The organism is Acinetobacter sp. ACNIH2, from assembly GCF_002934965.1.
Classification (GTDB): domain Bacteria; phylum Pseudomonadota; class Gammaproteobacteria; order Pseudomonadales; family Moraxellaceae; genus Acinetobacter; species Acinetobacter tandoii.
This window is the reverse complement of the sequence record NZ_CP026412.1, coordinates 3,177,569-3,203,878: the sequence shown is the minus strand read 5'-3', so window position 1 is coordinate 3,203,878 and position 26,310 is coordinate 3,177,569. Positions and strand designations below refer to the sequence as shown.

Sequence of the window (26,310 nt, the reverse complement as noted above, 5' to 3'; positions counted from 1 at the left end):
TTAAGTATAAATCTGCTAGTCTAGAGCCTTACGAATATAATCACTTTCATCGTAGAGCTCACTTGCCAGCACCATAAGCACGCAATTCTCTGAAAAAGCGAACATTTCACGCCAAATTAAGCCTTCCAAATATAAACCTTGATTTGGTGAGTCTAATAATACGGTGGTTTTTTCTTTCCCATTGTCGATTAAAATTTGACACGATCCATTCACACAAACTAAAACTTGTTTTAAGTTTCTATGAGCATGAAATCCTCTTTTAACATCCGTCTTCGTGTCAAAAATGTAATAGACTCGTTGAATATCAAAAGGGATGCTTATATTTCTTTCAAGTGAAATCAATGACCCTCTATCATCTCCTTTCACATTAAAATCAATGAGCTGAACGGCTCGAGAAAAATTTTTCATATATAATTCATAATTAAATAATGTAGCCAATTATACAATTTACCTGTTTACTGTCTAATAAAACATACTCTAAATAGTTCAAAATTTTAGCATTAATTCAAATTTAAGGCATAAATTAATTTTCAACTAGTTATCACCTAGCACTAGCTTTGTGTTATACATAACCTTTTTCCCATTTGGGCTTTTTATGAAAACTTCTTCTTCTAACGACACCGAATCAACCGTATTAGGTTGGAAATTTATTGTTATTGTTGGAATTATCACAACCATCTTTTTTTCTTTTTTATATTTAGCGATGTCAAGCGATCCAGACTATATGCCTAACCGCGAACCCAAAGTCGCCCAAAAACCAACAAACACCGCAGAACATTCAACAACCGGATCTCAACATCCAACTCATAACGGCGGAGATAGTTCCCAATAAATACGATAACAATAGACCTGTTAAGTGTCATTTCAGACTAAATCTACAAGTTAAACCTTTGTATTTTTAATCTGAAATTACTTAACAGTCTACATCAGCATTTCTTAACACTGGTTAAATCCCAAACAACACAATCATAAACAATATGCTACAAAAGAATATGATTCCCGTGACTTAGAAACGCCAGTTATAGAAGAAATCTACAGCACGATCGACTGACTGGCTTGCTTCCAAATACAATTTTTGATTGATTTGATAGCGTAACGTTAATTTGTTGACTGGCGTAAACACACCAACTCCATAACGAATATACAGATCTGGTGTGATATATCCCGTTACACTCACTTGAGTATCATCCCCCGTACCTTGAGCATCTAATGCTAGTCCACTTAAACCAAAGGATTGCCCCAATTGATTGGTAAAGGCACGTGTTCCCCCTAAGCCCATACTAATTCCTGCTGCAGCGATGGTGTTATTTACATCTGACTTAAATGTTTCAGTCTGATTAATATTATTTGCACCCTCATCGATACGCCCTGTAATCAATGCATTCATGGCTTCTTGTTCAGTCAAACTACCATCATTGTAAACTTGAATATTTGGATTACTTGCGGTACCCGTAACACGTACTCCAACGATGGTTCCTTGTATGATTTTATTGGTATCGACATCCAAAGTTGGATTTGACAAAGGGCCATTGAAACGTGCAATTGCACGATTTAAATCAAGACTTTGTCCATAGGCCTCGATTTTAACTTTCTGACTTACGCCTATCGCACCATTCGCACGCATGGCTGTTTCAAGGCCGCGTTGTGATAAATATAAGCGCCCAGCCAATGGAATCCGACTATTAAAACCTTGGAATACAACTTGTTTGCCTAAATTAATCATCACATCTGCTTTAATATCCCAAGGACGTGCTGACTTTAAAATTGCCAACTGATCTTGACCTTCTTGTACAATTCGAACATCAGAAGAGACATCTACCACTGGGGCAGAAGATTCAGGCATCGAAATTAAAGCACGTGGTACGTCAACCTCACCTTTTAATACTAATTTTTTCTGAAAAGGCATAACATCCAGACTAAAATCAGGTGTAACAAGTGCAGTGATCAGTGGAGCTTGGCGAATTAATAGATTATCGCCTTTTAAATGTAATTGAATACGTGGCTCATTTTTCCAGTCTACATTTCCTGTAAGTAAACCAACCCCCTGACCACTGTTAAATGCTCCATTAATAATGGCATGGTCATCACGAATGGAAGAGTAGACTTGTACATTAGTCAAATTAACTGGTAGCGAAATCATACTGATTACGCCATCTTTCAAACGCATTTCACCCGTTAAGCGTGGTGCCATAAGTTCACCACCCACTTTCCCCGCAAAAGAAAGCGTTCCACTTAATGTACGTATATCTTTTATAAATGGCTTGAAGACTTTCAATTGCACTTCATTAAACGCAATCTCACCTTGTATAGGTTTATTCGGTTTGAAAGGATCAATAATTACATTGGTATAACCCGTACCAATTTCTGGAGCTTTTACATCTAAACGAAGCTGCAAGCCTTGTGTAACACTTTTTGCATTCACCGAAATTTCATCATATCTCAATGAAGATGCCGTATCTTGAGGATCCTCAGCAGCAATCCCTATAATGCCTTGACGCGATACCATTCGCGCATCGATTTTAGGTTTACTACCCTGTGCCCAAGCTGCTTTCGCATAACCATTAGCCTTTCCTGTAATTGCTAAACCTTCTGGCATAAATGCAGCAAAGTCATTTAAGTCAAGGTTCTTAGTAAGAAAAGAAATATTACCTTTGGCTTTACTAATTCGAATGGGTTGATCGAAACACAACTCACTTTGCTGACTTGCCCAACAATGTGCTCCTACAAATAATTCTGTCGTATTTTGATTGAACACCACCGAAGCATTCTGACGTTGTACCAAACGTACGCGAACCGAGTCAAAGTCACCCTTTTGAATCTGACCTAACCATGAGTTATTACCATTAAACCCACCAGCAAGCTGTACATAAAAATTACTAAATCGGTTATTGCCTTGGACCTTTAATACATGTGCTTTTCTCGTTCCTGCAAGTGAAACTACACCATGTTGGATTTCTCTATTGCCACTTCGTAAATTTGTCATTTCAGCTTTAAGCAATGTTGGTGTAATTTCAGAAGTTGGTAACTGACCTTGTACGCGCAATTTTTGCATACTCAGAATATTACCCACTCTAAAATCATCAACTGCAAGATTTGCTGTTGCCTGTAAACGCGGTTGCGACTGTATATTAAGATAACCGTAAGCTCTACCTCTTAAGCCGCCATACAGTTCGTATAATGCAGGTGCATTAATTTTAAGTCTTAAATTTTGCGCATTGCCTGTGGCTTGAATTTGGTTATTTGCATAAGACATATACAAATTATTGGCTTCAAAGTGCTGTGGTAAAAAACCTTTTTGCGTGTTATTTAAAACCAAAGCCAAATTACCTGTACCACGTACAGGCTTATTATTAATATAGCCTGCTACATTCAACTTCTGAATATTGATACGTTTGAGTGCATCAGACCAAAAGCCTTCTGTTTGAACAATACCTGATATTTCACCACGAACCGTAGAGACGAAATACTGTGGTTTAAAGCGGACCAATGAAGCATTGATATTCCAACCTATCCCCTTGCTTAAATCGACTTTACCTTGTGCAAGAATTTTACCAGCAATACCATCATGTTGAAGTTGATCGATTTTAAGTAGCTGAGGTGTACCAGAAATTTTAACTTTTAACAGTCCGCTACTTTCTTGGATTTTGCTCGATTTTAATGCACCATCGTAATTTACTGCAAAGCTTTTAAAGCCACCACCTACTTTAGCATCATGAAAAAGTACAGCTACTGTACTTTTACCTGTGAGTTGTACTGTTTCTTGTTGAGCCTGTTGTGGTAAATGCCCAATCAGGTTAATTCCTTTAAGCTCAATAATATGTTGATTCGGTTTTGCATATCCGCTCGCCTGTATTTGACCATTAACTAAATCGACTGGTGCAGCAGTAACAACAGTTTGTGGGTTGAAATCTTGAGCCTTAAGCTTAGCATCCCATTTTAATTGCGTTTTCTCTGTAGGCAAAATGACATTCGCCTGCCCACTTAAACTCCCTTTATTGGCAACATAACTAAAACTTGGCACTTTTAATATATTTTGCTTAATATTGAGTTGCGCCTTATATTGACCTGCTGGAAGTAAGGCAGATTCATGCTGACTAATCACCGAAGAAACCACCACATTTTGCTGACCTTCAATTAAGCGAAGCTGAACATCGCCTGAATCACTCTTTAGCCACCCAATATAAGGCATCGCACGATCAATATTTCTCCACGCAACGTCAAGTAACATTGGTTGATGCTGTTTCGGTTTCGCTTCATTCTGATTTAATTTTAAATTCCAAGTTTCATATTGATCAAAATCAACCAAACCTGTCAGATGTAACCCTTTTTCTAAACGACCTGTCGACGCAATTTTGGCATCAAGGCTTGGCGGTAAGAAATCTTTAACTACTTGCGGAATCAACTTATCTTTTGGGTTAATTTTATTTAAACGTCCCTGTACATCCCAATGTACATGCTTTTCCCAACTGACCAGCCCCTTGGCATCAACTGTTCCATTCATCACTTGACCATTAAACTGGTCAATGTTCAGTTGATGTACCAAGTCCGTGTGCATCGCAGCAGTATATTTGCCTTTTGGAAAGTTTTTTCCTGTTAAATCAGACGATAATCCGAGATTGAGGCGTTGTATATCCCCTTGATAACGAAGAACACCTGCTTGGGTAAATAATTTTTGATCGGTCAGTAATGGCCAGTGATAATTTTCGAACTTTAATTGTCCAAACATAGGAACATGACTACGAACGGGATGTACAACCCCCCAACCAGACAGCAAATCAGGTGTGTTAGTCGCAAATCCAGCTGTAACCGTATCCAAACTTCCTTTCGCAACAACCTGAATATCACGAACATTTAGACTATGATTTAACGCTGGAATATTCACTATTGCTTTTGCATGTAATGGATATTTACCCTGAAAATCCATATTTCCAGTCGCATTTTTAATGGCTACATAGCCCATATCCGCACTAGAGTCTTCAAACTCTAATTTGGTGTTAGACCATAATGCATCATTTAATTGAATATCCTTAAAGTTCACTGATGCTGCATGTGTTTTAATCAATAAATGATCAACATCTGCATGATCTAAACGAAGGGTAAATGGCAATTTAATTTCTTTAAACTGAAAAGGCTCATTACTGGGTGCCGTTTTGGTGATGACCTGCAAATTACGGACATCGGCACTATATAAATGAACTTCTTTATGAACCAAAGCCCTCCACCCTAAAGTCACTTCGGCACGATCAATCTTCACATCTACCGCAGACAAGGTCACCAAAATATTTTTTAAAACAATACCTTTTAAAAGATTACCACCTTCATATTCATAATGAATAATATGTTGCCGTTCCAACACGCGATTCAGGAGAAACTTACTTCCTTTGTCGGTCGAAAACATGATGGCAAAAGCAGATACAAGCAAAATTACCAAAAGGAGTAGCGTTAAAAGGACACTCCTCATAACACGACGCTTTTTAGGCAGTGGTGATTCGGGCAATTCTTGTTTTTGCTGTTCTACTTCAGCCATAACCTTCTCAAGTATAAAATTAAGTTTAAATTTTAAAGTGGTGAACCAATAAAGAAATGCACGCGAATTGGATGATCTTCATCCGAAATACCCGATGCAACATCTATGCGTAAAGGCCCAATAGGAGATGCCCAGCGAATGCCTAGACCAACGCTATATTCTGTATCATTACTAAAGTTTTTATCATACGCATTACCAAAGTCACTAAATAATGCTGCACGCCATCCGTCTTTAAATTGATAGTTATATTCGAGTGAACCAACTGCTAAAGCTTGCCCCCCAATTTTATAACCATCCACTTCTGGCGTTAAACTCTTATAGTCAAAACCACGAATAGATTGATCTCCACCCGCAAAATACCGAAGATTATAAGGAATTTTATTAAAGTCTTCAGTCACGATATAGCCCAAGTCACTACGGCCTATAAACTGGTGGTCATTATTTTCACCCAAGGAATAAATGAATCGCCAGCCTGCATTTAATATTGCCATATTTGCATCAGATAAAAGTGCCTCACTTCCGACTTCTACTTTATAAATTTGTCGAAAGCCTTTTGTTGGATTTACACGTTTATCTGAATCTACACGTGAAGCTTCATAACCTACCAGCAACGATTGTTGCTCCGTATCCGAGCTCGCTAAAAATGCATCAGGAATATCACTTTCATCAATTACCCCATTTTGGCTTAGACGGTCTAATCGATAACGCAAACCAAATGTATGCTGCCAATTGCCCACGGAACGCTTGATAATACGGTCCGCCCCGACAACCGCAGATTCGATGGTTAAACTATTCCCCTGAGCAACACCATCTCGCTCTTCACGCTCATATCCTCCGACTAAACTAATATAATCGTTTAATGGATGGTTATATGGAATGTTATAGCGGGTATCCACCGCTTGTCGAATCTGCGATAACTCTAAGTTCGCATCAAATGAGTGACCTCTTGAGTTCACAATAGCTCGACGATAAGTCGTTCTTAATCTTGCACCTGTATCCGAACCCCAGCCTAAACCAACTTCAGCATTATTTAAACGGTCTGCATTTAAAGTAACAATTACTGGTACTTTTTTCTCATCACGTGCTTGTATTTTCAGTCGTTCATCTTCTTCTAAACGAGATTCTTGAGCGGCTCTCTGCTGTTTAATATCAGGACCAAGTTCCTTATCATTTGCACCAGCAAATTGATCTTCGTTGACCACAGATTGCGTTACTTCCTTCGCAGAATTTACGTCTTTTTGGTCTTGAACTTGCAAATCGCTACTTGCAATTTTTTCTTGGTCAACTAAGGCTTGCAAATCTGGTGGAAGCTCTAAAGGCAACTCAACGGGGTCAGGACGTACCGCATCAACCAAAGTATAGTTAAAATAGCGTGAATTGGTTAAATTGTTTGCTAAAGTATTCACACGCCACAATGCATAATCCGCACCATCCTCCCATGGCACCATCATCTTTAAGATATCCATATCCAGCGGGAATGGTTTAGCGGGATCACTCATGCGAAATTCTACGTCAGCAAGCTTATAACGTTCACCCGTTTCAAACCGCAAATTAATGTCAGCCAAGTCTTGAGGCTGAGCAACTTTCACATCATGCAAACGCCAATAGGCGTCAAAATAACCGTTGTTTGTAGAAGCATCGACAATCCGTTTTTTTGTATTTTCATACTGCCCGTGATTGAATACATCTCCAATATCTAAGTCTGGTAACACGCTAATGACTTGGAACTGCGGACTATTGGCACCGCCACCACTAAATTCAATGTTCTGACTATTAACCAAAACGGGCATATTCGGTTTAATGCTAACTTTGACACGACTTTCGCTGGTTTTGTGGAACTGAAATTCAGCATGATAAAATCCTACGGCCTGAGCAGCTAAATTGGCTAAACCTCTTAACTGAGGTAAAGCTGCATTAAAATCACCATAAGATTCCTGCGTAAAGCTAGACAGTTTCGCACCCACGTTATTTTTTAAATTTAAAAGTGCTTGTTGATACTCTTTTTCAGGCAAATCTGGATTAGTATTTTTTGCATCCACTATGACAATTTCAGCTTTAATCCGCGGCACTTTCGTCGAAGTCAGCTCATTTTTAGACGGCCTAAATTTATAATACCAACGTTTTAAAAAGCCCTTTTCTTCTACTGCAGGTTCCGTGACTAAGCCTAATTCTGGCAATGTTTTACCCGACTCATTTGCCTCTACGACAATTTGGCTGTCCGCCTGAATACGATTCATTAATTGGTCGACATTTACTGGCGCCTGATTAATTTCGGTCAGTTCCTGCGGAGTCGGATTACGTATTACGACTTCTTGAGTCTGACCTGCACGATATCTTTCTGCCTCAGCCTTTGCTTCGTTCGCTACTGTATAAATTTCATTAGCCATACCCTGATCGACGGGTGTTTCAGGCAGCTCTTCTAAATCTTCAAAGGCAATTGGCTTAAAAGCATCGATTTGACCATTATGTTGGATTTGATCTTGGAGCATTACATAACTATCAGGTACTGAATCCTTATTTTGATAGTTTTCAACTTTTTCTAGTTGCTCCGCTTGGCTTAAATTCTGCGTCTGTGCTTCTGCTTGAATTTGTGCATTCAGCTCATCTTTAGCCGCTTGCTCAATATGGGATGTGGCTGCATTTTTAGGTTGTACCACACTCATCTCTTGAGCGAAGCCATGTTGGGCAAAAAACATTAAAAAAGCGCTCAAACACAAACTTTTATTGGTATGATTCAACTCCAAGATAGAGTTCATACTTAGGGTTAAAGTCGACTTTTTAAAATTGGTTTTTACAAGCATAGAATACTCTAAACTCATGATGGGTCTAATCAACAGCCCTTCGTATTTGTAATGAAAAGTTTAAAATTTATACTGGCTAAAGAACTCAATTTTATTGATTTTTTCACCACAGCATAGGATTAAAATATCATACATGATTTTCATGGCTATTTTACCAGATGCTCACATTTCTTAATAAAACTTTATGAAGTTCACATTGTCATGGAAAAAAAAGAACATCTTTTAAGCACTCGTCGTTTTTTACCGATGTTTATGACTCAGTTTTTAGGCGCATTAAACGACAATGTTTATAAACAAGCCTTGTTGTTGGTGATTACCTATGGATGGATTAATCAGCAAAGTGCCAGTGTAAGTACACTCAATAACCTTGCAGCACTATTGTTTATTCTGCCTTACTTCATTTTTTCAGCAACAGCGGGACAAATTGCTGACAAATATGAACGTGCGCGCTTGGTGCGTGGTATTAAAATTCTTGAAATCATTATTATGTTGATTGGTAGTGCAGGTTTTTTGCTTGGACATTTATGGCTATTGCTACTCGCGCTGTTCCTGATGGGCACGCACTCTACCTTTTTTGGCCCTATTAAATATGCAATCTTGCCCGAAATATTAAAACCAAATGAATTGATGTCGGGGAATGCCTTATTTCAATCGGGTACTTCAATGGCTATCTTAATTGGTATGATTTTGGGCGGTGCTGTTATTTCTGCTTCAGATGGTAATTTACTCTGGATTAGCTTGACGATCGTTACGATTGCGATTCTGGGTTACCTCTCTAGCCGTTTTATTCTTAAGCAAAATGTCACCACACCTGATTTAGAAATTGATTGGAACTTTTTCAGAACCAGTTTTCAAACATTAAAGTATGCAAAGAGCATTCCGCTCATTTATTTAGTGCTATTGGGGAACTCTTGGTATTGGTTTTACGGAGCAACCTATTTAACTCAAATCCCACAACTAACGCAGCAAAATTTACATGCATCTGAAAATGTCGTCAGTCTTCTATTGACCTTTTTCTCTGTAGGAATCGGGATTGGTTCATTGTTATGTCGCAGAATTGGTGGCACAGAAGTTAATTTAAAAATGGTTCCAATTGGTGCCATTGGCTTAACGGTATTTGCCTTATATTTGGCTGCCAGTCTCGCTTTTGTTCCCGTACGCACAGGGGAACTCCTACATCTTGCCGATGTATTCCAGCAAGGTTGGAGTTATTACCATGTCATGTTGGCGGTTACTCTACTTGGAATTAGTGGCGGTTTTTACATTGTTCCACTGTATGCCATGATGCAAGCGTATTCACCTCGATCACATCGTGCACGTGTTGTTGCTGCAAACAACATATTAAATGCGGTGTTTATGGTCAGCTCGGCTATTTTTTCTATTATCATTTTAAGTATTTTAAAAATTGATATTAAAATACTGTTCTGTATTACCGCTGTACTTAGTGCAATATTTAGCGTTTGGCTATTGGTTCGTTTAAAACCACTAGTCAACACAGCTCAAGTCTCTTTAGAGGATTAACCCTATGCGTCACTATACGGGCATTGATAAGCTCATTAACTCTTTTGACCAAGCACTTCGCAGTCTCGTGCCAGGGACGACAGCAGCTCAGCGAGAAAATCCTGCTGTTCCAGAAGAAACGCAATTGGCTGTAAGTGAAGCACGTCATGTGGCAGGACTCATGCGTGTCAACCATAGTGGTGAAGTATGTGCTCAAGCGTTATATCACGGGCAAGCTCTCACGGCTAAACTACCGAATGTCCGCCGTGAAATGGAAAAGGCGGCTCTTGAAGAGCAAGATCATTTAGCATGGTGTGAAGACCGCTTAAAAGAGCTCGATAGCCACACTAGTTTACTCAATCCTATCTGGTATAGCTTGTCTTTTGGTATGGGGGCACTCGCTGGTATTGCAGGTGACAAATACAGTCTAGGTTTTGTGGCTGAAACTGAACGCCAAGTCAGTCTGCATTTACAACATCATATTAGTCAACTGCCTGCTCAAGATAACCGTTCACGTAAAATTTTAGAACAAATGAATGAAGATGAGCTGCATCATCGTGATACAGCGCTCAATGCTGGTGGTGTAGATTTGCCTATGCCTGTTCGCATGACCATGACCGCCATTTCAAAACTCATGACTAAAACCAGTTATTTTATTTAACTAACTCAATATATTTTGCAGTAAAAAGCAGTGCCAAATGACACTGCTTTTTACATTTTCAAATTTCGTTATTGAATTAGAACCCTGTTTCCACTTTGTTGCAGGTTACCTGTATATTTAGGTTCTAGTGAAGGGTTAGCTGGATAACTTCGATCATTAAATTTTAGAATGACTTGTCCCGAACCACGTGAATAAACCGACAAATCTGACCAACCTTGCGTCTTACTATTTAAAGCCACAATGGGTACATCAGCTACGGTCATTTTACTGTGGGGCTGAAATTTATCACGACTCATGCCCTGATAAACCAATACTGTACATCCGCCTGAGCCACACCAATTTGTACCTTTCAACATCACAATCGCATCTTGAATACCATCTTGATTCAAATCATAGAATGCATACTGATATAAAGACTGTTCCTGAAGAGACAAATAGACGGCTTGTTTGAGTGCATGCAACATCGTTTCATCACCAGCCAAATCCGTTGTTGAAATTGGTGGTGTCGTTTGTGTATTTTCCATAGGAGTATTTGAGCTACATCCCACGACTAGACCACTCAGCAGTGTACACAGAAAAAGATGAATTTTCATAACAGCAAATCTCTTACAGCTGATTCAATGTTCATTTTAAAATAGTCAATGAAACAGCCTCGTTTTTATATGTTAATAACTTCTAGACATTTAATTGTAGGGAACTCATGTTTTGAATCCTCAAAACTTGGATGTGACCAAACATCCGCCATCGGAATTTTCACATCGAGTGCTAAAGGCATTTTTTTAGGGTTAAATTGCATCTGCTCTAATGACATTCCCCATGCAATCAGATCAACATCCAATGAGATTTGATGAGATGGACGAACACGACCTGTATCTGCTTCCCATTGCTTTAATTGTGCAATAATTTGCTCAGGGGTTAATTTTGAATGTAATAGGCAAGCTGCATTCCAATAGTCTGCCCCTACACCATCACGGCATGGAATCACATAAATTTTAGAAAACTCAACCACACCAAGCCCACATATCTGGTGATAGGCATAACGAAAATTGTGTTGGGAATTAAGATTACTCGCCAGTGCTAAGGCGTAAATCGTTTCGGTGGCGTTCAATACGAATTCCTACAGAATTGGCTTCTGCAATAATGGCAGGCTTACGAATCGTAATTTTAATCGATTCTATCGCAGGATAGGTAGAAAAAAGCGCATTAAGTACCAATTTTGCAGCATGTTCAATTAATTTAGGCTGAGCTTTTTGGATCACTTCTGCAGAAATGCTACAAATTTCAGCATAATTTAATGTGTCTTCAAGTTCATCCGAACTGGCTGCTACCTCTAAATTGGTATGAATCATCAAATCTAACATTAAAGGTTGAATGATCTGTCGCTCCCAATTAAAGCAACCTACCACGGTATTCACCTTTAAGCCTTCAATGACTATCGCATCCATAAAACATGATCCTTAAATCTCAAACTATTCATGGCTTAGTGGCTCTGCCTTTTAGCCATGAATAGATAATCGAAATTTGAATATTAATTTTTCAACATCAAACTTGGATCGATAGTTTGCACCATTTGCAAACGTTGGTCTGCATAAATATCGGTATAAGGTGCTAGGACGCGCATAAATCGATCAAAATACAGCATTTGTTTGAACAATAAGGCAAAATCACGCGGGAAGCGGATACCATGACGCTCACCAACAGCAACCATGTCCATCATAATGTCATTTAAGTCCGCTGGGTTAGAACTCAAAATTTCTTGAGGATCTGCCAACAAAACACCACTAAAGAGTCGTTCCAAATCTGCAGCTAAAACCTGAGTATCAATAGCGACATCAGTCATCCCCATTTTGAGCATATTCTCTGCCATGAGCTTATAGTCTGTCCGTTGCAATGCATCCATAAATGCCATACAAGCGGTCCAAACTTCAGGTTTCAACTGCCCCACAATACCAAAGTCGATAAAACCAATACGTCCATCTTCGAGTAGCATTAAATTGCCTGCATGCAAGTCTGCATGGAAGCTATTACACATCATTAGACTACCAAACCAAGTATTCATTGCTGTAATCAGAACTTGCGATGGATCTTTAGAGTATTTTTTTACCACTTCAAAATCAGTCAGAGGTACACCAAATAAACGTTGCATCGTCAACACGCGACGGGTTGAAAACTGATGATAAACTTTGGGTGCAGTTGCGGCTTTATTATTCGTCACATTCAAATAATTGACAAAATCATCAATATTTTGGGCTTCTTCAATAAAATCAACTTCACGAACCATACGGGTTTTAATTTCATCGACAATGTCTGCCAATGAAGCAAATTTCACTTTGGGTACTGCTTTTTCCAAAATTTTGGTGGCCCAGTGCAAGACATTCAAATCGGTATAGAGAATTGTTTCTACACCTGGTTTTTGAACTTTGAGTACGACATCTTCACCCGTAACCAACTTTGCAGCATGTACTTGTGCAATTGAAGCAGATGCCAGCGGCTTTTCCTCAATTGAAGCAAAGATTTCATCTAAATTTCGACCAGCAAATTCAGAGGCTAAAACCTGTTGAACATAGCTAAACGGTAAAGATGGCGTCTGATCTAAGCAACCTTGAAATTCCTCTACAAACTCACGAGGAAATAACGATGGTGTACTTGCAATAAATTGCCCAAGCTTAATATAGGTCGAACCTAAATCTTCAAAAGTTTCGCGCATTAATTTGGCATTACTTGGCTTTTCAGTTGCATATTTAAAGCCAGCCTTTGCCGCAACAACTGCGGTTTCCCCCATACGGGCAACGGAACGCAGTCCATCGAGCCAGATATTATTTTTCATCATATTTAAATGTGGTTAAAAATTCATAGTCGTGAGTTTAACAAAAAATTAAGACTCTAAGGTCGATCTTGCCTGACAGTCTGAACAATTTTGGTCTCTCTCAAATGCCAAGATTCGCTGTTTCATAGTTAAACCATCCCAAAGCAACAGTTTCTGAAGTAATGGCATACGGTTCAAACCTAAGTACAATAAAGCATGATGCGCTTGCAAACTGGCCATCACATTCGGCGTGGTCGAAAGCACCCCCGAATCGGCACAGCGTAGACCTTCATTACTATGCTGTTCTTTAGGGAATATGCAGTTATAACAAGCTGAATCCCCTTCAACCATGAATAATTGCCCTTGAAAACCAATGGCTGATGCACTAATCAAGGCGACATTCAACTGTTTACAAGTTTGGTTGACCAAATATCGTGTGGTGAAATTATCGCAACCATCAAGCACTAAATCTTGCTCGCTGACCAATGATATGGCATTGGTTTCATCAAGTTTGGCGACATGATGTTCAACCCGAATATATGGATTTATTTGAATTAAGCGCTTTGCTAGAATTTCTGATTTATAAAAACCAATGTCCGGTTGAGTAAATGCAATTTGTCGCTGTAAATTACTGATCTCAATATGGTCTGCATCAATTAGGGTTATTTTACCAACCCCTGCTCGTGCTAATAACTCTGCAACTGTACAGCCAATTCCCCCACATCCTACAATCAGAACATTCGCTAATTTTAGTTTTTCTTGTGCGTCTAAATCCCAACCTTCTAACAAAATTTGTCGGCTATACAAATGCATTTCTTCGTCTGTTAATTCCAGATCATTCTCAGGTACTAAATTCACTGTTCTTCCGTTGAAGGGGTTATGACTGCTGGTCAATTATAATGGATAACTTGGCGTTGCCGACTAAATTTTATTACACTTAATAAGTGACTTAGTGCACTAATTCAGCATTATTAAGTTAAAATATGAACAGTTACCACGTCTAATTTCGGACGAAGTTATTTATTTCAGGTATGCTGAAATAAAACGTATAAATGTAAAAAAACCGCACGTTATGAAATTATATTATTCTGCTTTTTTCGTCTGTACTCTAGCAGCAGCATCTGTTTATATTTATGCTGCGCAACAAGACTCAACTTCATTTAATGTCAGCATCACCATTAAAGAGATGTGTAATGTCACAACAGGGAATGGAACAGACTTAGATTTTGGTACAGTCAGTCGTGCCTCGAACCCCAATATGCAAAGTACACACCTTGCTGTAACTTGTACACAAGGTACACCTTATAATATCGCTCTACAAAGTCAACGAAAGATGACTTCCACAGAAGTCAATAATGTCAGTATTCCTTACAACCTTTATCAAGATGCCAATAGAACTACCCTTTGGGGAGCTGAAGCTCAAAATGCTTATCGCAATATAGGTACAGGTAGAACACAAACCGTACCAGTATGGGGCACAATAAATCACTCCGATACAGATGTACCTGCTGGGGTTTATAGCGATAAAGTCACTGCTGTGATTACCTACTAATAAGTTAATGTGACCGTGATGGTATCTTGATAATCTCCTGGCGGAACACTCAAGGCACTAGGTGGAACTTTGCCATAAATTTGAATTGTTTGCGTCCCATTCGTCCCTGTTCCCTGTGAAGTATTCATACTATTCCAAGACTGCTTATAACTCACATCTTGGTAAAGATCATAGGCAATGTAGTCTGCACCATTTCGCATACGGCGAGTTTTACCATCATAATTCAGCCCTTGATCCAACCCTACCTTCCATGTTGTATTGAGTGGGCAAGATAAACTGACAGTCGTACTACTCATAACCCCTTTAGATAAATCATCAATATGACCAAAGTTTAAGTCTGAGGCTGCCATAAGGTTGCAACTATTTTCATAGTTGGCAGTTACGCTTAGGCTATTTGATGTTTGATTTGAAGATTGTTTTGCCATCACATCTTCTGTAGTTGGCTGTTTCTCTTCGCTAAAGCCGTACAATAAGGTGACCGCAACATCATTATTATTTCTAAAACTACCTGCGGTGACATTTTGACCCGAATATACTCGTCCATATAAAGGCAAATCGAATACTTTGGTATTTTGATTGACTGATATGGTTTTATAAATACACTGTAGCGTTGATAAATCAGCTTTAGTATCAATACGTTTCGTTAAAGCAGCATCATAAAACAGGTCATAAGATAAATAACTCTGTGGCCAAGTGGAGTAATTAACCATCAAACGTCTGCTATTGAGTAAACCCAATCCACCTGCTGTTGCATATGGGCACAATGCAACATTCACCGTTTGTTTATGGCCATATTGATTACACGTTACTTGCCAGTTGGTGTAATTACTTTTACCGTTACTCGAAACGGAACCAAAATTTAAGGCTGGACCTGACAGCCAACAGCTTCCCGTAGCGGCATATGCAGAAGAGCTCAACAAAGTTGTACTAAAAATGATAATGACTGCAAATAGGCTATATAAACTCAAGGCTCGAATTATTGTTTTTTGAGAGAAAAGACTTACTGACATTGTACGCTCCCCATATCCAGAAAGCCGTATTGTTGACTAAAATCTGGTAGAACCACATTACATACCTGTCCATCTTGCTCAACATAAAGTTGTTGCGATGATGGATTTTCGAGATAGATCATTCCGTCACGTCCCACAATCGTGTGTTCTGTTGACTCCAAATTCGGCAAAGTATCTTGTACCCAAACACGACTACCCATTTTCATTGGAATACCTTGCGGATCTGTTACGCTCAATTGAATTGCACGCATTTTATAAATTGGAAATTGAATCACCACACCGCTAGCGTTATATGGCACTGCATCTATACGTGTAGTTTCAATTTTATATTCCAATGGCAAGTCTAAGGTATCAATCGAAATATCATTATGTTGATAGGGATTTAATGTATCGATGAGCATTAAACCCTTTCGATTAGTTTTACCAACCACTCGATTTTCTAAGCGAACTGGAATGTCAGAAACCCCTTCGGTCGAAACCACAGCAAAAGAGTTAAGCGATTGTCTCATTGGGAACACTGACTTTTCCATCATCACCAAACTGCCTCGGGCAGAACCGACCACTGTAGTATAGTCTTCCGAATGAGTTTTAGCGCTTTGTAAACCGACATCCCATTCACCCGTCTGCGTTTCACGTTGAATCTGCCCTTGTACGCTATAGTTGTTGTTATCACTAAACTCAAGATTTGTTTGCCAACCCCAATCATCTTCATTCTGTATTGCTGTTTTACGAATATTGGCAGCAAACTTATTTCGGTCTGTATCCTGCTGGGCATTTAAGGTCGCATTGACCTGACGATCTAAAGGTATATTTAAAGAGAGAAAGAAGGTGTCTTCTTTCTCATTTAAATTTCGAGTCATATTTAAAGTTAAATATTTCTTTGAAGGAAAGTAGTAAGACCAGTTAAAAACCAAATATTCATTTTCAGAATTCTGATTTTTTTGTGCCACATAACTTCCACCAAATTGACCATAATCTGTATTTACACCTAAGAAAACATGGTCAGACTGCTTAATATAACCATAACCTAGAGCACTAGCTAAATCACCAAAATCACCATCACTTTTTTGATGTTGTAGAGAAAAACTCACATAAGGATTGTTCCACTCATAACCTACAGCATAAGATTGCCCTAAGTTTTGATTGAGATCGCTATAGCTATAAGCCCCATTGATTAGGCCCCAAGTATTTGGCAAACGGTGGATGACACCAAATCCTGCCAAAGCGACATCACGTGAATATTCAGCATGACTCTCAATAGTCGTATTATTACTTAAACCATGCCTTAATGTTGCATTTACTACAGGATCATCTGAATAACTAAATGATTTAACTGCATAATCGAGCTTATGGACCCCCAGATTAACCTCCCAATCAGTCAAACCTTTTTGCAATAATTGTGAAGTACCAAATAATGAGAAATTTACAACTCGCTGCTGACCATTTAAATCGGTTATGAGAAGCTGTGCATTACCTGCCCCAGTAATAGAGGGTGATGCTTGTATATCGAATTGCCCAGGAAGTACATCACTGGTACTTTGTTGTATACCATTAATTAATAAATCAACTGTCGAAGGTACAAGCACTGAACCTTTAAAGGACTCCAGTGGTGATGTGACTTGATAAGGTTGTAAACTGAAATTTTTAGCTATTTTGATTCCCGAAATACGTGTTGAACGCGTCCACTCTAAAGCACGGGATTGACTATCACCGACTGTCAAAGTAATTGCTTGATCAGCAAAATCTTTTTGCCAATAGGTATCTAAAATTTGGCTTGAAAGCTCATTCGTCGTTTTGGTTTTTGTATAAGCATGATTGGCAGAAATACTGAATGTATTCCCTGTCCCTATACCAAATAACCGCAATTCATTCCATCCACTTAAAGACCAGACATCGTCTGTAACTTGAGAATAAAGATCATAATTAAACAATAGACCTGGCTTAATCTGTGCAGGATTAACTTTGGCAGGCGGAATTTGCTCGTAGCCCAAAGTGGTACGTGCTTTTAAAACTTCAACAGGTACAGTGAGTTCAATGTTCTGCTCTGCTGAATTATATTGATAACTAAGCCCTTTAATTTGGGATAAAGCAACGAAACCTGTGTAACCTAAGGCATCCACAGCGTGAATGCTTAACTGTAATTCTTGTAGTGTTTCTCGAGAAATTAATAAATCTTGTGGTGTCTGAATAAAATGCCCATAGACTGGACTAGATGCCTGATTCAATACCACACTTAAATACAGTTCTTGCTGATCAACAACATCAGAACTAGGGTGAATCATCTCATTTGCCAGAGTGACTTGTGCATGTAATGAAGATGTGCATAACAGAGCTTGACATAGAGCACAACGGTAAACAAACTTGTTCATCACCAATTATGGAATAGGTAATGTCTGAGCTAAACCATCGGCATTTATTCGCGCTTCAAACTTCCCGTTAGGCTGCATTTGTGCATGAGATGGAATATCCCACTGCATGGTTTGACCATTCAGAACATATCCTACTAACCCCTGAATTAACGGTACTTTTTCACCATTTGGGTTGATATAACTTAATTCACTTAAGCGAATATGGCTTTTACCATTATTCTGGACACTAAGCTTTTGATTATTATAATTAAAGATGACTTTATCAAGTGAGGTTAAGCCACTTTTAGATGGTATTATTTCCGTCGGTTGAACAAATACAGGAATAGAATATTGTAATAGAAGCTGCAACCCAGTTTGTTGATTACCATGACTTGAGTTCGGAAGTTCATCAATCAATAATCGATAAGTCTGCTCTTGCACTGTATTCTGCACATTCATGCTTAATACACGAATCAATTGACGGTCACCTGCTTTTATTTCAGTTATTGAAGGACTGGCGACCAAATCTCTTGAAGCATTCAGTTGATCTTTGCCTGCTTCTTGCGTCCAACTGAGCACTCGTGTTTGTGCACGAATCGGTTGATCACTAGTGTTCGTTAACCAAATCTCTTTGGCTTTTTCACCGGTGGAAAATGTCACTGAAATAGGTGAAACTTGCAAACTCGCAGCCGAAAGATTGAATGAACAAAGTGAAACAATAGCTGCACAAATACTTGGAATAAATTTGTTCATATATTGCGTCACTCTATTTATTCTACTTCAAACTTAGTAAGTTACTGTCGCAACCACTGTATCTACATAGTTACCCGCTTCAACGTTCGTATCGCCTGCCAATTTAGCATAGACAGGAATTGCTTGGTCTTTACCACTACCTGTTTTACCTAATAAATTGATTGCATCCCATTCTGTTTTACGTGCTGCATCTTGATACAATTTGTACGGAACTTTACTGGTTGATCCAGTATTTGTATTCTGCATTGCACCTGTACCAGCTAAGGCAATTTTATAAGGTGTATTTAATGTACAAGTCACATTCAATTGACCCGTAGCAGTACTATCCGTACTGCTTGAGCGATCAACAGCAGCAAATACCACATCATCTTTAGAGGTAAATTTACAAGATTCATTAACCGTAATCTTTACTTGAAACTGAGTTGTATCCGTTCCTGCAGCATGTGCAGCAATAGAAGAAAATGCAAAAGTAGCAATAACTGAAGAAAGAATGATTTTTTTCATAAACAACCCCAAAAAAGTGACTTATGACACAGTTACACAAGAATGTTTGGCATTATATCGTTCATTTATTGTCTGTAAAGGCTTTTTACAAATTTTAATCACATGAAAAATATTTTTAAATTACTTGAAAAATAGAGTAAATGATTAAAAAAACGCCCCGTAGGGCGCAAGAGCAAAATTAGTTGAGTTTAAAAGGTATTAACATGCGTGCTGTATTTGCTGTAACGCAATCTCTTGTTGTTTTAAAAGATTCCGTTGGATTTTACCACTCGATGTTTTAGGTAGACTTTGTACAAATTCAATTTCTTTAGGATAAGCATGTTTTGATAAGCGAGAACGAACATATTGCTGTAATTTTTGATTCAAATCTTCACTCGGCTGATATTGCGGCTTCAAGACAACAAATGCTTTCACAATTTCAGTACGTTCTGGGTCTGGTTTACCAATGACAGCAGACTCCAGCACTTCCTCACACTCTAATAATGTACTTTCCACATCAAAAGGCCCCACACGATAGCCTGACGTTGTAATGACATCATCATCACGTCCAATAAAATCTATACCGCCATACTCATTCAGTTGAACCATATCACCCGTCAAATAATAGTTACCGACAAAGGATTTACGATTCTGCCCATCATAGCCCTTAAACCAGAATAAAGCGGATTTAGAACAGTCGATTGCCAAAGTCCCTACTTCTCCCTGTTTTACTTCCTGATGCTGTGCATTCAGGACTGCGAAGCGATGCCCAGGGATGGCAAAGCCCGCAGAACCCACTTTTTTTGGATGTGCTAATGCATGATGATTCGCAATGACCATTCCAAGTTCTGTTTGGCCATATTGATCATAAATATTGACGTCTAAATCATGGTTAAACCAATGAATCACTTCTGGCGTCAGTGGTTCACCAGCACTACTTACTACACGTAAATGTTGTTTAATTGACGCATTAAATTTCTCTTTGAATCCAAAGAACATTCGAAAAGCAGTCGGTGAACCCGTCAAATTAGAAACCTTATGTTTTTGAATCACTTGAATGGCTTGATCTACATTAAATGCGCGCTCATCCATAATAATGCTATGACCTAAACTGAGCGGACCAGTAATGCCATAATACAAACCATAAGCCCAACCTGGATCAGCCAGATTCCAAAAAGAATCTTCTTCACGTAAATCTACAGCATGAGTCATATATCCCTTAAATGCTAAAATCGCACGTAATGGTACTGGAACTGATTTCGCCAAACCTGTCGTACCTGATGTAAACATCATCAAAAAGTCATCATCAAAATCCCGCATTACCGCAGGACATTCTGCATCTTTCGCATTAAGTTCTTGCCAGAAATCTGCATCGGTTTTAAGACTGTGTTTATCATGATGTACAGTCAAAATTTGAGCAATATGAATATGATTCAGCTTAGACCGTTGTTCAGAATTGGTCACAATCAGTTTTGTTTTAGCAACCTCAATACGATGCTCAATGGCCTTAGACTCAAATGCAGTAAATAAAGGCTGATAAATTGCACCAATACGCCAAGTTGCTAGAACAGTAATCAGTAATTCAGGGGTTCGTGGCAAAAGCCCTGCAATACAATCACCTGCCTGAATTCCAGATTGCAAAAAATAGTTTGCCAATTTACCTGAAGCTTCATCCAACTGCTCAAAGCTCCAACGTTCTGATTCACCCTGTTTACCTTCCCAGATTAAAGCCGTTTTATGTTGTCCTAAATAACGTGCACAACATTCAACATAAGCATTTATGGCTTGCGGAGTTCCGACTAAATGATCTTGAATTGCTTTTTCAAGACTAAATTCTTGATGGGCTTCTACTAACGTCTTCATGACTTGAACCTCTTCCTGATACAAAGCATCTCGCCTTGTTGCTTAGCTTTTATTGTTTTCCACAATCTATTCTAAAATAGGGTGATCTGTACTTAGCTAATCATGCCTTGATGGATGTATCAATTTCCAAATCCATCAATCTGATTGCTGTTTTATGCACATCAAGAACAAGACATCTTTGATGTGCATAATGGCTTAAATATGAGTAATTTCTCGGGCAATCAACAGTCTTTGTATATCGGATGCACCTTCATAAATTTGGCTAACACGCACATCTCGATAAATACGTTCCACTGGAAAATCATTTACATAGCCATAGCCACCATAAATTTGAATCGCGTCGGAACAGACTCTTTCTGCCATAGTAGATGCAAACAATTTGGCCATTGAGGCTTCTTTTAAACAGGGCTGTCCAGCATCTTTTAAACTTGCAGCATGCAAAATCAGTTGTCGTGCTGCTTCAATTTGTGTTGCCATGTCGGCTAAACGGAAAGCCACAGCTTGATGCTGTACCAACTCCACTCCAAAAGCCTTACGTTCATTGGCATATTCAATAGCCGAATCTAAAGCCGCGCGAGCCATACCAACTGACTGCGCCGCAATACCAATACGACCCGACTCTAAGTTGGATAATGCTATCTTGTAACCTTGCCCCTCTTCACCCAATATATTTTCCGCAGGAATTCGGCAATCCTCAAACACAATAGTGGCTGTGTCTGAACAATGCTGCCCCATTTTTTCCTCAATTCGCGACACGATATAACCTGGGGTATCCGTTGGCACGAGGAAGCAAGAAATGCCTTTTTTCCCTGCGGACTTATCCGTCACAGCAAAAACTATTGCTAACTGTGCGTGCTTGCCTGTCGTAATAAACTGCTTTGTTCCATTCAAAACCCATGTATCACCATCACGCTCTGCACGGCATTGCAATGCCCCAGCATCAGAGCCTGCCTGTGGCTCAGTTAAGCAAAAACAGCCTAACCACTCTCCTGTTGCCAATTTTGCTAGGTATTTCTGCTTTTGTTGTTCTGTACCATATTTGTAGGTAATACCACATGGCAATGAATTTTGAACACTGACAATTGTGGAAATTGCACCATCACCTGCTGCAATTTCTTCAAGCGCCAAGACCAGTGATACATAATCCAGACCTGCACCACCCCATTCTGGCGGTATGGTCATACCCAACGCACCGAGTTCACCTAACTGCTTTAACTCTTCGGCAGGAAATTGCCCAGTTCTATCACGTTCAGCCGCAGTGGGTTTCAGTTGTGTCTGCGAAAAATCACGCAACATCTCCTGAACCATTTTTTGTTCATCATTTAAAATCATGTGAATACTCTTATCAATTTTCTATTCTTTCTTTTGCACATCCCAATTGTACAAACTTATTATCTATACACGTATTTAGCTTTATTTTGGTGCCATACGAATCGCACCATCTAGACGAATCACTTCACCATTCAAATACGTATTTTCAACAATGTGCCCAACCAGACTTGCAAATTCTTCAGGTTTGGCTAAACGTGGTGGAAACGGCACCATTTGTCCCAAAGCATCTTGTACATTTTGCGGCATACCTTTAAGCATAGGCGTTTCCATAATGCCAGGTGCAATGGTCATTACACGTATCGCATTCCGTGCCAGTTCACGTGCAAGCGGTAAAGTCATAGCCACAATTGCACCTTTTGATGCCGAATAAGCTGCTTGACCAATTTGACCATCGTATGCGGCAACGGAGGCTGTATTAATAATCACACCTCGATCTTCTTCGTCGTTTTGTAATTCATACTTCGCCATCAATTCCGCAGCAAAACGAATCATATTAAAGCTACCTGTGACATTCACTTCTAGGACTTTTTGAAACATCGCCAAGTCATGTAAACCATCACGCCCTAATATTTTTGCTGACGGCGCAATGCCAGCGCAGTTCACCAAGCCATTCAGTTGACCAAAGTCCTGCTCCACATTTAAAAAGAAAGACTTCACGGTTTGCTCATTGGTGACATCTAAAGGATAGAACTTTGCATTTTCCCCTAAATGTTGTTTTAAGGCATAGCCTAGTTCTTGATTCATATCGACAAAAGCAACACGAGCACCTGCATGAACCAGATATTTAACTGTGGCAGCACCTAAACCTGAAGCACCACCTGTAACGACAAAAACTTTATTTTGAATTTTCATTTCCCTGTCCTATCTTTTTGAAAGTTCATACTCGACTTTAGCTGCAGAGTAAACACTGTCAAGCTTGAGTACAATTTCCAAATATTGCATTCTTAATGATGGATTTGGACAGTGGAATGTCTGGAGATTTGGATTTTTACATGCGTGAACCACAATTAAATTTCGATAAAGGCAGTATTTCGATGAGTCTAGTACAGGAAGCTGTACTTTCTGCGCATCATCAAGGACACAATATTCAGGAAATCTTACACAGTGCAGGAATTCCCGCAGAATTAATGCAATCCAATAAGGCCCGTGTATCTATTTCACAATATGCACAACTTTGGATTGAACTGGCTAATCGTATGAACGATGAGTTTTTTGGTATGGATCACCATGCTTTAAGGCGTGGCAGTTATCAATTTATTTCTAAAGCTGTTATTCAGAGTGAAACCATTGAAAAAGCGCTGAAAGATATATTAAAGTTTTTTAATTTAGTGTTGGATGATTTCCAAAGTGAATTAATTCTTGAACAGCATGTTGCACGTATTATTATTCATGATAAAAAGCAGCCAAAGCGCATGTTTAGTTATGCAACCTACCTGATGTTAATTCATACTTTAATGTGTTGGTTAGCCAGTCAACGTATTCCCCTCAACTCAATCCAACTCAAGTGTGAAAAACCTTTAACAGATGAAGATTATCGCATTCGATTCTGTTCCAATATTGCCTATTCTACTCAGCAAAACGTCGTCGAGTTTGATCGAGACTATTTAAATATCAAAATTAAACAAGATAAAAAATCGTGGTATGAGTTTATTTCACAAACGCCACACAATCTCTTGGTCCGCTTTAAAAATCCACATGCACTCAGTACCCAAGTACGTAAATATCTACTTCAAGCCCCACCCGCAGAATGGATTGAACTGAATGTACTGGCACAACAACTTAATATGTCAGAGGCAACCGTACGCCGCCGACTGAATAGTGAAGGTTGTAATTATCAACAATTAAAAAATGATATTCGTCGTGATACAGCATTAGAACTTTTAACTAAAACTGATAAACCCCTGCATGAAATTAGTGATGAACTGAATTTTCATGACCCAAGTGCTTTTCATCGTGCCTTTAAAAAATGGACTGGACTGAGCCCTGGTGCTTATCGTCAATCCAAAGAATAAGCACGCTCACAACGAAATGATAAAGCCATAACTTTTTTATTACTGCTCAGTCATCTAGATTGAATTGCAAATTTCGCCATATTAGTATATTTTTCACTCAATTCTAAAGCATAACTTTATGCTTATTTTCGGCTGTCCTCCTCCTGTTTTATCACCTTAACTTAAAGGTAAACATTATGTTTAAGATGATTGATGTACTAGATCAAAATCTCGTGCAAAATTTTACCCATTCTCTAAACTCCCCAACTGAATTAGATGAATTATTCTGTCAAAGCTTGTTGAATGTTTCTGAAATTGAGCTACAAAATGTGATTGCCCAATTTTTCTCGCAACATGATGCTATGGCAAAAGCAAAGGCACTCGAACTGAGTGATGAAGCTATTCTGCGCTTACGTACAGGTGAGAACCTAACCCAAGGCACAACGCTTACTCATACCTCTAAAATTGTCGCACTCTGTCTGGCAGAAGAAATTGATGCATTATCGAAAGTTGAGATTTCCGAAATTTCATCCGACTATTTCGTTTAATACATTATTTTAGCTATTAGAATGAACTGGAAAAGACGACATTGATGTCGTCTTTTCTTATAAATGATTTCACTGTCTCTTGCACAGCACAGTTTGTCTGTGGAACACTGTTCTTGTTATAGTGATGGTGTAGATCAATGATTGTTAGAGATAAAAATAATAGTTTCAAATTACTTTTCGCATGGTCTGGCACCATACTTCCTAAAGTACTCCCTGCACTATTAATCGTCATATTGATTTCAGCGATTCTGGTCTACCTATCTTCACATCAATACTTCACTATCCCTGCGGTTCCAGCGATTGGCTTTACCATTTTCGGTATCATCCTCTCCATCTTTTTAAGCTTCCGTAACAACGCCTGTTATGACCGTTGGTGGGAAGGACGTAAACTCTGGGGTGCATTAATTGCCAATTCACGCCATATCTCTCGTGATTCGCATGTTCTCAGTAATGAACGTCGCAATATCTTGATGTATCGTGTCATGCTATTTACTCACTTATTACGTGATCGTCTTAGAGCTCAACCTCAATCTTTCGAGTTTTATCACGATAAAGTGGATTTCAATTCAACACAGTTGCAACAACTCAGCAAAAAAATTAATGCTGCGCAATATGTGCTTGAAGCTATTCAAAAAGATTTAGTCCTCGCATTACGTAACGCAGAAATATCGGACATTATTTACAATAGTTTAAATCAGCACATTGTCGATTTAGGCAATATTCAGGCTGGATGCGATCGTATTTTAAGTACTCCTTTACCCTATTCATATTCAGTACTTTTACATCGTACCGTTTATTGTTTCTGCTTTATTTTACCCTTTAGCCTAGAAGCGAGTTTAGGCATTTGGACTCCAATTTTAGTGGGCTTGATTGCTTATTTATTTTTGGGTTTAGATGCACTGAGTGCACAAATTGAAGAACCTTTTGGATTACAAGACAATGATCTGCCATTAAATTCAATTGTACGTTTAATCGAACGAGAAATGTCAGAATCACTTGAAATTGAATTACCTCCCGCAATTCAACCAATGAATCATAATTTAACTTAAGTCTTGCACCGTTTAATACTCTGTGGCTTTATTTAAAGCCCTATTCAATCAAATTAAAAAAGCACAACGATTGGGTCGTGCTTTTT

22 protein-coding genes are annotated in these 26,310 nt (G+C 38.8%); 7 read left to right on the top strand and 15 right to left on the bottom strand.

Annotated features, from left to right (window positions below; translation table 11 throughout):
• Positions 1-15: 15 nt before the first annotated feature.
• Positions 16-408: a sugar 3,4-ketoisomerase gene (locus C3F34_RS15240; RefSeq protein ID WP_104442029.1), complete on the bottom strand. Its 393-nt coding sequence runs from the start codon at positions 406-408 to the stop codon at positions 16-18.
• A gap of 187 nt (positions 409-595) precedes the next feature.
• Between C3F34_RS15240 and C3F34_RS15235 the strand changes: the two genes are divergently transcribed.
• Positions 596-832, top strand: a complete 237-nt coding sequence (locus C3F34_RS15235; protein WP_016166373.1) for a hypothetical protein — start codon at positions 596-598, stop codon at positions 830-832.
• A 174-nt stretch (positions 833-1,006) separates the two neighbouring features.
• Here the strand turns inward: C3F34_RS15235 and C3F34_RS15230 are convergent, their stop codons facing one another.
• Positions 1,007-5,527 (bottom strand): translocation/assembly module TamB domain-containing protein, encoded by a 4,521-nt coding sequence (locus tag C3F34_RS15230; RefSeq protein WP_104442028.1) that lies wholly within the window; start codon positions 5,525-5,527, stop codon positions 1,007-1,009.
• Positions 5,528-5,559: 32 nt separating this feature from the next.
• A complete protein-coding gene (locus tag C3F34_RS15225; protein ID WP_104442027.1) occupies positions 5,560-8,328 on the bottom strand; it encodes an autotransporter assembly complex protein TamA in 2,769 nt (922 codons plus the stop codon).
• Between the two features lie 201 nt (positions 8,329-8,529).
• Here C3F34_RS15225 and C3F34_RS15220 point away from each other — a divergent pair, with 201 nt between their 5' ends.
• Both C3F34_RS15220 and coq7 read left to right on the top strand, forming a co-directional pair.
• Positions 8,530-9,849 carry an MFS transporter gene (locus C3F34_RS15220; protein ID WP_104442026.1) on the top strand — a complete coding sequence of 440 codons (1,320 nt, stop codon included), beginning with the start codon at positions 8,530-8,532 and terminating at the stop codon, positions 9,847-9,849.
• Positions 9,850-9,853: 4 nt separating this feature from the next.
• On the top strand, positions 9,854-10,489 hold the full coding sequence (coq7, locus tag C3F34_RS15215; RefSeq protein WP_104442025.1) for a 2-polyprenyl-3-methyl-6-methoxy-1,4-benzoquinone monooxygenase: 636 nt from the start codon (positions 9,854-9,856) through the stop codon (positions 10,487-10,489).
• A gap of 68 nt (positions 10,490-10,557) precedes the next feature.
• Here the strand turns inward: coq7 and C3F34_RS15210 are convergent, their stop codons facing one another.
• The 5 genes from C3F34_RS15210 to C3F34_RS15190 all read right to left on the bottom strand — a co-directional run bounded on the left by C3F34_RS15210 (position 10,558) and on the right by C3F34_RS15190 (position 14,108).
• A complete protein-coding gene (locus C3F34_RS15210; RefSeq protein WP_104442024.1) occupies positions 10,558-11,082 on the bottom strand; it encodes a hypothetical protein in 525 nt (174 codons plus the stop codon).
• Between the two features lie 65 nt (positions 11,083-11,147).
• Positions 11,148-11,597: a 2-amino-4-hydroxy-6-hydroxymethyldihydropteridine diphosphokinase gene (locus C3F34_RS15205; protein WP_104442023.1), complete on the bottom strand. Its 450-nt coding sequence runs from the start codon at positions 11,595-11,597 to the stop codon at positions 11,148-11,150.
• A complete protein-coding gene (folB, locus tag C3F34_RS15200; RefSeq protein WP_104442022.1) occupies positions 11,554-11,934 on the bottom strand; it encodes a dihydroneopterin aldolase in 381 nt (126 codons plus the stop codon). The genes C3F34_RS15205 and folB overlap by 44 nt, the downstream gene beginning before the upstream one ends.
• 83 nt (positions 11,935-12,017) lie before the next feature.
• Entirely contained in the window at positions 12,018-13,316 is a 1,299-nt protein-coding gene (locus C3F34_RS15195) for an ABC1 kinase family protein (RefSeq protein ID WP_044740467.1), read from the bottom strand.
• Positions 13,317-13,364: 48 nt separating this feature from the next.
• The gene (locus C3F34_RS15190; RefSeq protein ID WP_104442366.1) at positions 13,365-14,108 is read right to left on the bottom strand and encodes a HesA/MoeB/ThiF family protein; all 744 of its coding nucleotides are present in this window, start codon (positions 14,106-14,108) and stop codon (positions 13,365-13,367) included.
• A gap of 259 nt (positions 14,109-14,367) precedes the next feature.
• On the opposite strand from C3F34_RS15190, the gene C3F34_RS15185 reads away from it, so the two are divergent.
• Entirely contained in the window at positions 14,368-14,847 is a 480-nt protein-coding gene (locus C3F34_RS15185) for a spore coat U domain-containing protein (RefSeq protein WP_104442021.1), read from the top strand.
• Here the strand turns inward: C3F34_RS15185 and C3F34_RS15180 are convergent.
• The 7 genes from C3F34_RS15180 to C3F34_RS15150 all read right to left on the bottom strand — a co-directional run bounded on the left by C3F34_RS15180 (position 14,844) and on the right by C3F34_RS15150 (position 23,488).
• Positions 14,844-15,857: a spore coat U domain-containing protein gene (locus C3F34_RS15180; protein ID WP_104442020.1), complete on the bottom strand. Its 1,014-nt coding sequence runs from the start codon at positions 15,855-15,857 to the stop codon at positions 14,844-14,846. The two genes, C3F34_RS15185 and C3F34_RS15180, sit on opposite strands and share 4 nt — an antisense overlap.
• On the bottom strand, positions 15,848-18,226 hold the full coding sequence (locus tag C3F34_RS15175) for a fimbria/pilus outer membrane usher protein (RefSeq protein ID WP_104442019.1): 2,379 nt from the start codon (positions 18,224-18,226) through the stop codon (positions 15,848-15,850). Before C3F34_RS15175 ends, C3F34_RS15180 begins: the two co-directional genes overlap by 10 nt.
• Positions 18,227-18,232: 6 nt before the next feature.
• Entirely contained in the window at positions 18,233-18,958 is a 726-nt protein-coding gene (locus C3F34_RS15170) for a molecular chaperone (protein ID WP_044740388.1), read from the bottom strand.
• Between the two features lie 33 nt (positions 18,959-18,991).
• Entirely contained in the window at positions 18,992-19,462 is a 471-nt protein-coding gene (locus C3F34_RS15165) for a spore coat U domain-containing protein (protein ID WP_044740387.1), read from the bottom strand.
• Positions 19,463-19,660: 198 nt separating this feature from the next.
• Positions 19,661-21,304 (bottom strand): AMP-binding protein, encoded by a 1,644-nt coding sequence (locus tag C3F34_RS15160; RefSeq protein WP_044740386.1) that lies wholly within the window; start codon positions 21,302-21,304, stop codon positions 19,661-19,663.
• Positions 21,305-21,499: 195 nt separating this feature from the next.
• Positions 21,500-22,636 (bottom strand): acyl-CoA dehydrogenase, encoded by a 1,137-nt coding sequence (locus C3F34_RS15155; RefSeq protein WP_044740385.1) that lies wholly within the window; start codon positions 22,634-22,636, stop codon positions 21,500-21,502.
• Between the two features lie 81 nt (positions 22,637-22,717).
• Entirely contained in the window at positions 22,718-23,488 is a 771-nt protein-coding gene (locus C3F34_RS15150) for a 3-hydroxyacyl-CoA dehydrogenase (protein ID WP_044740384.1), read from the bottom strand.
• A 140-nt stretch (positions 23,489-23,628) separates the two neighbouring features.
• Between C3F34_RS15150 and C3F34_RS15145 the strand changes: the two genes are divergently transcribed.
• The 3 genes from C3F34_RS15145 (at position 23,629) to C3F34_RS15135 (ending at position 26,224) form a co-directional block, all read left to right on the top strand.
• Positions 23,629-24,648, top strand: coding sequence for an AraC family transcriptional regulator (locus C3F34_RS15145; RefSeq protein WP_044740466.1), 1,020 nt, complete (start codon positions 23,629-23,631; stop codon positions 24,646-24,648).
• A gap of 176 nt (positions 24,649-24,824) precedes the next feature.
• Positions 24,825-25,175: a hypothetical protein gene (locus C3F34_RS15140; RefSeq protein ID WP_016166392.1), complete on the top strand. Its 351-nt coding sequence runs from the start codon at positions 24,825-24,827 to the stop codon at positions 25,173-25,175.
• A gap of 137 nt (positions 25,176-25,312) precedes the next feature.
• Positions 25,313-26,224 (top strand): bestrophin family protein, encoded by a 912-nt coding sequence (locus C3F34_RS15135; protein ID WP_044740383.1) that lies wholly within the window; start codon positions 25,313-25,315, stop codon positions 26,222-26,224.
• Positions 26,225-26,310: the final 86 nt, after the last annotated feature.

Bases quoted from the DNA above. Each gene is read 5' to 3' on its own strand.
- C3F34_RS15175 (WP_104442019.1), bottom strand. From the start codon at position 18,226: ATGAACAAGTTTGTTTACCGTTGTGCTCTATGTCAAGCTCTGTTATGC.
- folB (WP_104442022.1), bottom strand. From the start codon at position 11,934: ATGGATGCGATAGTCATTGAAGGCTTAAAGGTGAATACCGTGGTAGGT.
- C3F34_RS15135 (WP_044740383.1), top strand. From the start codon at position 25,313: ATGATTGTTAGAGATAAAAATAATAGTTTCAAATTACTTTTCGCATGG.
- C3F34_RS15230 (WP_104442028.1), bottom strand. From the start codon at position 5,527: ATGGCTGAAGTAGAACAGCAAAAACAAGAATTGCCCGAATCACCACTG.
- C3F34_RS15160 (WP_044740386.1), bottom strand. From the start codon at position 21,304: ATGAAGACGTTAGTAGAAGCCCATCAAGAATTTAGTCTTGAAAAAGCA.
- C3F34_RS15150 (WP_044740384.1), bottom strand. From the start codon at position 23,488: ATGAAAATTCAAAATAAAGTTTTTGTCGTTACAGGTGGTGCTTCAGGT.
- C3F34_RS15185 (WP_104442021.1), top strand. From the start codon at position 14,368: ATGAAATTATATTATTCTGCTTTTTTCGTCTGTACTCTAGCAGCAGCA.
- C3F34_RS15180 (WP_104442020.1), bottom strand. From the start codon at position 15,857: ATGTCAGTAAGTCTTTTCTCTCAAAAAACAATAATTCGAGCCTTGAGT.
- coq7 (WP_104442025.1), top strand. From the start codon at position 9,854: ATGCGTCACTATACGGGCATTGATAAGCTCATTAACTCTTTTGACCAA.
- C3F34_RS15210 (WP_104442024.1), bottom strand. From the start codon at position 11,082: ATGAAAATTCATCTTTTTCTGTGTACACTGCTGAGTGGTCTAGTCGTG.
- C3F34_RS15220 (WP_104442026.1), top strand. From the start codon at position 8,530: ATGGAAAAAAAAGAACATCTTTTAAGCACTCGTCGTTTTTTACCGATG.
- C3F34_RS15225 (WP_104442027.1), bottom strand. From the start codon at position 8,328: ATGCTTGTAAAAACCAATTTTAAAAAGTCGACTTTAACCCTAAGTATG.
- C3F34_RS15190 (WP_104442366.1), bottom strand. From the start codon at position 14,108: ATGCATTTGTATAGCCGACAAATTTTGTTAGAAGGTTGGGATTTAGAC.
- C3F34_RS15145 (WP_044740466.1), top strand. From the start codon at position 23,629: ATGCGTGAACCACAATTAAATTTCGATAAAGGCAGTATTTCGATGAGT.
- C3F34_RS15140 (WP_016166392.1), top strand. From the start codon at position 24,825: ATGTTTAAGATGATTGATGTACTAGATCAAAATCTCGTGCAAAATTTT.
- C3F34_RS15195 (WP_044740467.1), bottom strand. From the start codon at position 13,316: ATGAAAAATAATATCTGGCTCGATGGACTGCGTTCCGTTGCCCGTATG.
- C3F34_RS15170 (WP_044740388.1), bottom strand. From the start codon at position 18,958: ATGAACAAATTTATTCCAAGTATTTGTGCAGCTATTGTTTCACTTTGT.
- C3F34_RS15155 (WP_044740385.1), bottom strand. From the start codon at position 22,636: ATGATTTTAAATGATGAACAAAAAATGGTTCAGGAGATGTTGCGTGAT.
- C3F34_RS15235 (WP_016166373.1), top strand. From the start codon at position 596: ATGAAAACTTCTTCTTCTAACGACACCGAATCAACCGTATTAGGTTGG.
- C3F34_RS15165 (WP_044740387.1), bottom strand. From the start codon at position 19,462: ATGAAAAAAATCATTCTTTCTTCAGTTATTGCTACTTTTGCATTTTCT.
- C3F34_RS15240 (WP_104442029.1), bottom strand. From the start codon at position 408: ATGAAAAATTTTTCTCGAGCCGTTCAGCTCATTGATTTTAATGTGAAA.